Source organism: Pseudonocardia lacus, assembly GCF_018531445.1.
GTDB lineage: Bacteria > Actinomycetota > Actinomycetes > Mycobacteriales > Pseudonocardiaceae > Pseudonocardia > Pseudonocardia lacus.
Genome location: NZ_JAHDTH010000313.1, coordinates 1 through 5,983, shown reverse-complemented (window position 1 = coordinate 5,983; position 5,983 = coordinate 1). Strand labels below are relative to the sequence as shown.

Below are 5,983 nucleotides of genomic sequence, written 5' to 3'. Positions count from 1 at the left end.
CGGCGGGGGCGGCACCGGGGGCGGCGGGGGCGGGAGCCGGGGCCGGCGCGGGAGCCGGGGCGACGGGCGGCCCGTAAGTGGCGCAGCCGGCGACCGCGGCCGCGCAGGTCACGCAGGCCCCGGCCAGCACGGAGCGGCGGGAGAGGGTGTCGGAGGGGGCAGGCATGGTGGGTGCCCTTTCCAGGTCGGTTCGGGGAGGCGTCGTCGAACGCGTCGGTCGCGCGCTGCCAATGCAGTTGAACGGCCAAGCGTTGAACGGTGAAGCACTTCGAGTGGACCATGCGCCGCAGCAGGATCCGGTGAAGTCCCGGGGCAGTGGCCGGAATCGGGTGGACTCAGCAGAGGTGGGCTCAGAACACCAGCCCGGACGTGCCGAAGAACCACACCGACGAGGTCGTCCAGATCGCGGTCAGCACGGTGAACACCAGCCCGCCGAACACCGGCAGCGCCCACTTCGGCGCGCCGTCGCGGCTGACCAGCACCATCTTCGCGGCGAAGGCGCCGTAGAAGAAGCAGCCCGCCGCCGAGTGCACCAGCACCCGGGTGTCGAAGTCCTGGAAGCCCAGCGCGTACAGGCAGTGCACGGCGACGGGCACGGTGACCAGCACCGCCAACCGGCCCGACCACCGGTGCAGCGCGGCCGCCACCGCTCCGCCGCTGCCGAGCTTGCCGTACATCCGCAGCGCCGAGACCAGTTGCACCAGCGCGAACACGAACGCCAGCGAGGCCAGCCACGCCTTGGCGGCCAGCCCGCTGGAGAAGCCGGCGAGGTTGAGCGCGGTGCCGGTGGCCTCGTGGAAGCGGCTGTAGGCGCCGAGCCCGACGCTCACCCCGATGCCGAGCGCGAGCGCGATCAGCAGCGTCCCGCGCGGCGCCGGGCGGGCCGGGCCCGCCTCGCCCATGGGGCGGGGCACGAGGGGGATCGGCTGGGTGGCCGCGTCCGGGTCGTCGGTCCACGCGCCGGGCTGGGCGTGGCCGGCCCCGAGCGCGGTGGTCGCGTCGGCGCCCGGCCCGAACGTCGTGGTCGGGTCGGCGCCCGCCCCGAGGGCGGTCGTGGCGTCCGCGCCGGTCTCGGTGCTCACAGACCCACCCGCTCCGCGGCGTCGGCCACGTCGGGGCGCCCGGCGGTGCCGGTCAGCTCGGCGGTGTAGCGGACCCGCTGGCCGTTGAGCGTGACGGTGCCGGTGAAGCCGTCGCCGGGGTTGTCGCCGTTCATCGTGACCTTGCCGGTGCGGTCCTGCAGGGACAGGCCGTTCGCGGTGGCCGTGCCGTCCAGCGCGAACTCCGTCTCGCCGTCGGTGACGACGGCGGCCGCGTCGTTGCCGTTGACCGCGATGGCCACGGTCAGCGCGCCGTCCCTCGACTCCCCCGCGAAGGTGCTCTTCGGCTCGTCCTCGGCCTCGGCCGGGGCGTCCGCCTCGTCCTCGGCCGGCGGGGCGTCGGCGTCGTCGGCGCCATCATCGGTGGGGTCGTCGGCCGCGTCCTCGCCGGCCCCGGCCACCTCGACGCCCGACAGGTCCACCTCGCGCCCGGCCGGCGGTGCGGCGCCCTCGGGGGCGGCCGGCGGGGCGGCCTCCGGCGGGGCCGCCTCCGGGGCGGTGGCCGAGGTGTTCGAGGACGCGGCGGTGTTCTCGGCAGCGGGCGACTCCTGTGAACCGACGGTGTTGGCCACGAAGAGCGCGCCACCCAGAACGCCGACAGCCAGGAGGGTCATCAGCGGCGCGGTTCTCGTCATGCACCCGACACGGATCCCGCGGCGGACGGGTTCAGTGGCCCCCACTACGTTTCCGTGGGTGGCGGGGACGAGCGACGAGGCACTCGTGCATGCCGTGTACTCCGAGCACGGGCGCGCGATGCTGGCCTACGCGACCCGGCTGCTGGGAGAGCGGGCCGCGGCCGAGGACGTCGTGCAGGAGGCGCTGGTCCGGGCCTGGCGCAACCCGCAGGTGCTGACCAACGGCAAGGGCTCGACGCGGGGCTGGCTGCTCACCGTGGTCCGCAACCTGGTGATCGACCGCATGCGCGCCAAGCAGGCCCGGCCGATGGAGGTCGCCGAGTCGCCGGAGCAGCCGGCGGTCGAGCGCGACCACGCCGACTCGGTCGCGACGGCGGTCACCGTGCGTGCCGCCATGGACACCCTCTCGGACGACCACCGAGGGGTCCTGGAGCAGCTCTACTTCCAGGGCCGCAGCCTGGGTGAAGCCGCCACCGCTCTCGGCGTTCCGCCCGGCACGGTCAAGTCGCGGTCGTACTATGCGTTGCGGGCCCTGCGCAGGGCGATCGACCAGAGCGAGGGGGTGCCGCCGTGACCAACGGCCACGATCCCGGCGACGTCGCGGCGCACGCCCTCGGGCTGCTGGAGGGGCCGGAGGCCGACCGGGTCCAGGCCCACATCGCCGTCTGCCCCCAGTGCCACCGCGAGTGGATCGACCTGCGCCGCACCAGCGACCTGCTCGACGGCGTCCCGCCGGAGATGTTCCTGGACGGCCCCCCGCACCCCGACGCCGACGTCGTCCTGCAGCGCGCGCTGTGGCGCGTGCGCGGCGAGTCCCGCCGCCGGCGCGGCAGGAGCCGGCTCGCGCTCGGCGTCGCCGCGGCGGTCACCGCCGTCGGGCTGGCCGGCGGCGCGGTGGCCATCGGCCGGCTCACCGCCCCGGAGACCACCGCCACCGCCGCCCCCACGACCGCCCCCACCGCCCCCGCACCCGGCACCCGCGTGCTGGAGGGCAGCGACGGACCCGTCCGGCTGGTCGCCACGATCACCCCCGCCCGCGGCTGGGTGCGCGTGTCCGCCGACGTCAGCGGCATCCCCGCCGGCGAGAGCTGCGAGCTCGTGGTGGTCGCCAAGGACGGCAGCGAGGAGTCCGCCGGCAGCTGGCTCACCGGCGCCGACCCGGCCGGCGCCACTGTCGACGGCTCCGCCGTCGTCTCCCCCGAGGACGTGGCCGGCGTGGTGGTGCGCAACGAGGAAGGCCGCGAGTTCGTCACCGCCACCGTCTGACCCCGTTCGGCGCAAGCCGACGAGGAGGGCAACCGGCGCCCGCGGTCAGGAGGGCGCGCCGGGCACGCCGTCGGCGCCGGGCAGGATCGTCATCGTCGCCGGTGTGCGGGGCAGGATCCCCGAGACGTACGAGCGCGCCGCCGCCGTCGTGCCGACGTCCTTGCCGGCCGCCTCGGACAGGAACCACCGGTGTTCGAGGATCTCGTGGAACACCTCGGCCGGGGCGAGCCGGTCCTTCAGCTCGGCGGGGACCATCGCCATCACGCGGTCGTAGACCTCCGAGCGCCAGCGGTGCGCGGCCGCCGTCTCCGAGACCGGGCGGCCCTCGCGCTGCTCCAGGTAGCCCCGGTAGCTGACCACGTCGTTGAGCAGCCTGCGGGCCTGCTTCTCCCCCACCTCCAGGCCGGTCAGCACGAACAGGCGGTGGCGGTCGCGGCCGGTCTCGGCGACCTGGGTGTGCACCCGCAGCCGCACGCCCTCGGCGGTGGTCACCAGCTCCAGCTCGTCGACATCGAAGCCCAGCTCGTTGAGCCGGTCGAGGCGCTCGGCGACGCGGTAGCGCTGCTCGTCGGGGCGGAACAGCTCCTCGCGGGTCAGCTCGTCCCACAGCGCGTCGTAGCGCTGCGGGAGCTCCGCGGCGATCTGGACCGGGTCGACGTCGGCCGGCAGCAGGCCGCCGAACTGCAGGTCGAACAGCTCCCCGCCGACGCGCTCGGCGGCGTAGTCGATGTCGAAGCGGCGCTGGCCGTCGCTGAGGCGCTCGTGCAGCTCGGCGGTCTCGGCGTCGACCAGGTAGGCCACGATGTGGCCGGCGTCGGGGCGGAACAGGGTGTTCGACAGCGAGCAGTCGCCCCAGAACAGCCCGGCCAGGTGCAGCCGGGCCAGCAGCTCGACCATGGCGTCGATGAGCTGGTCGGTCGGGCGGCTGGTGTGGCCGTGGGAGAAGACGTAGCGGTAGGACATGGAGTATTCCAGGAACCGGGTGACCAGGATCGCGTCCAGGTCGTTCGGCCGTTCCACGCACGCACCCAGCACCGAGACCGCGGGCATGCCCATCGACTCGAGCTCGCCCAGCAGCCGGTACTCCCGGCGGGCCAGCCGCTCGTCGATCTCCTTGAGCGCGTAGACCAGCCCGTCGACCTCGACGAACCGCACGACGTGGCGGGAGATGCCGCGGTGGGCGACCTCCAGGAGGTGCTCGCCGCGCCAGTCCTCCAGCGGGACGTCCCACGGCAACGACAGCAGCCCGGCGGCCTGGGTCGCGGGCGGGCGGAAGATGAAGCGCACGGCGGCTCCTCCCGGTCGACGGGGAGGAGCCTACCGCCACCTTGACCGATTCAGAAGGGGGTGGTCACGCTCGGGGACCGCCGGCCACGTAGATCACCTGTCCGGACACGAAGCTCGCCCCCTCGCTGACGAAGAACGACGCGGTGTGCGCGATGTCCTCGACCTGCCCGGCCCGGTTGACCGGGATCTGCGCCGCCCGCGCGGCCAGGTAGGTGTCCCAGTCCTGGCCGATGCGCTCGGCCGTGGCGCGCGTCATGTCGCTGACGATGAACCCCGGCGCGATGCAGTTCACCGTGACCCCGAACTTGCCCAGCTCGATCGCCAGCGTCTTGGTCAGCCCCTGCAGCCCCGCCTTCGCGGTGGAGTAGTTCGCCTGGCCCCGGTTGCCCAGCGCCGAGGTGCTGGAGAGGTTGACGATGCGGCCCCACTTCGCGGCCACCATGTGCTGCTGGACGGCCCGGCTCATCAGGAACGACCCGCGCAGGTGCACGCCCATCACGGTGTCCCAGTCGGCCTCGGTCATCTTGAACAGCAGGTTGTCACGCGTCACGCCGGCGTTGTTGATGAGGACGGTCGGCGCGCCCAACTCGGCGACGACGCGCTCGACGGCGGCCGCGACCTGGTCGGCGTCGGCGACGTCGGCACCCACCCCGACGGCCCGGCCACCCGCCGACTCGATGGCCGCGACCGTGGCCTTGGTGGCCGACTCCTCCAGGTCGAGCACGGCGACCGCGAGCCCGTCGGCGGCCAGCCGCTGGGCGGTCGCGGCACCGATGCCGCGCGCGGCCCCGGTCACGATCGCCACGCGCTGCGGGTTCTCGGCTGCGGTCATCGAGCACTCCTCGTCGTCGAAGGTCGGCTGGTCCGGCTGCCGATCCTCGCACCGGCGCGGCCCGAGCGGGGTGAACGACGGACGGGTGTGCGCGGCGCCACGACCGCGCCCGCACGCTTCACCGTGCCGGGGCGTCCGATCGGCGCACGACCGCTCCCCCGACGACGTCGCGGCACTACCATCCGCCGGTCTCCGGCGACCGCTGAACGCCCCGTGGCCGACCCGTCACCCCCTCGTGACCTGGGCGCAGGACGGTGACGACCCGCACGCACGTCCGCTCCCCGGCCCACCGCACATCCGTCCTGGAGGACCACCCCATGCCGACTTGGCTCTCGATTCTGATCGCGTTCGCCGTGGGCGTCCTGGTGGGCTGGTTCGCGCTCGGGTTGCTGCGCCAGCGCCAGTCCTCCGGCACCGAAACCGGCACCGAAACCGGCACCGAAACCGGCACCGAAACCGGCACCGACACCGTCGAGGCGGCGCCGAAGCCCGCGGTCGCGACCACCGCCGAGGCCGACGCCAAGGCAGCCAGCAAGGACGACACCAAGGACGAGGCCGTCACGGGTGCGGACGCCGCGAAGGTCGACACGACCGAGAAGATCCCGGCCGCGGTCGAGTCGGAGGCCACCCCGGCCGTCACCACCTCGCCGAACGGCACCGCCCCGGCCACCGCCGAGACCGCCACCGCCGTGCCCGCGGCCGACGCGGCCACCGACACCCCCGCGGCCGAGGCCTCGCGCAACGGCGTGGCCAAGCGGACCGCGGCCAAGGCCACCCCGGTCGAGACGGTGAGCGCCCCGGCCGCCGAGCCGACCCCCGCCGCCGACGCCGCCGCCGACGCCCCGGCACCGGCCGCCGAGGCC

General features: G+C 74.6%; 8 protein-coding genes. 3 read left to right on the top strand and 5 right to left on the bottom strand.

The window, feature by feature from the left end:
• The 3 genes from KIK08_RS42340 to KIK08_RS36560 form a co-directional block, all read right to left on the bottom strand.
• Window positions 1–166: hypothetical protein (locus KIK08_RS42340; RefSeq protein WP_214407899.1), on the bottom strand; the 166-nt coding region annotated here is incomplete at its 3' end.
• Between the two features lie 184 nt (window positions 167–350).
• Window positions 351–1,082, bottom strand: coding sequence for a DUF6529 family protein (locus KIK08_RS36565; RefSeq protein WP_308258122.1), 732 nt, complete (start codon window positions 1,080–1,082; stop codon window positions 351–353).
• Window positions 1,079–1,714, bottom strand: a complete 636-nt coding sequence (locus KIK08_RS36560; RefSeq protein ID WP_214407897.1) for a hypothetical protein — start codon at window positions 1,712–1,714, stop codon at window positions 1,079–1,081. Before KIK08_RS36560 ends, KIK08_RS36565 begins: the two co-directional genes overlap by 4 nt.
• 79 nt (window positions 1,715–1,793) lie before the next feature.
• On the opposite strand from KIK08_RS36560, the gene KIK08_RS36555 reads away from it, so the two are divergent.
• Together KIK08_RS36555 and KIK08_RS36550 are read left to right on the top strand one after the other, a co-directional pair.
• Window positions 1,794–2,309, top strand: a complete 516-nt coding sequence (locus KIK08_RS36555; RefSeq protein ID WP_308258121.1) for a sigma-70 family RNA polymerase sigma factor — start codon at window positions 1,794–1,796, stop codon at window positions 2,307–2,309.
• A complete protein-coding gene (locus KIK08_RS36550) occupies window positions 2,306–3,001 on the top strand; it encodes a zf-HC2 domain-containing protein (RefSeq protein WP_214407895.1) in 696 nt (231 codons plus the stop codon). Before KIK08_RS36555 ends, KIK08_RS36550 begins: the two co-directional genes overlap by 4 nt.
• 45 nt (window positions 3,002–3,046) lie before the next feature.
• On the opposite strand, the gene KIK08_RS36545 is transcribed toward KIK08_RS36550, so the two are convergent.
• Entirely contained in the window at window positions 3,047–4,288 is a 1,242-nt protein-coding gene (locus tag KIK08_RS36545) for a DUF4032 domain-containing protein (protein WP_214407894.1), read from the bottom strand.
• A gap of 64 nt (window positions 4,289–4,352) precedes the next feature.
• Window positions 4,353–5,120 (bottom strand): SDR family oxidoreductase, encoded by a 768-nt coding sequence (locus KIK08_RS36540; protein ID WP_214407893.1) that lies wholly within the window; start codon window positions 5,118–5,120, stop codon window positions 4,353–4,355.
• A gap of 317 nt (window positions 5,121–5,437) precedes the next feature.
• On the opposite strand from KIK08_RS36540, the gene KIK08_RS36535 reads away from it, so the two are divergent.
• Window positions 5,438–5,983 (top strand): LapA family protein (locus KIK08_RS36535; RefSeq protein ID WP_214407892.1); only part of this gene is annotated, 546 nt, incomplete at its 3' end.

Bases quoted from the DNA above. Each gene is read 5' to 3' on its own strand.
- KIK08_RS36560 (WP_214407897.1), bottom strand. From the start codon at position 1,714: ATGACCCTCCTGGCTGTCGGCGTTCTGGGTGGCGCGCTCTTCGTGGCC.
- KIK08_RS36540 (WP_214407893.1), bottom strand. From the start codon at position 5,120: ATGACCGCAGCCGAGAACCCGCAGCGCGTGGCGATCGTGACCGGGGCC.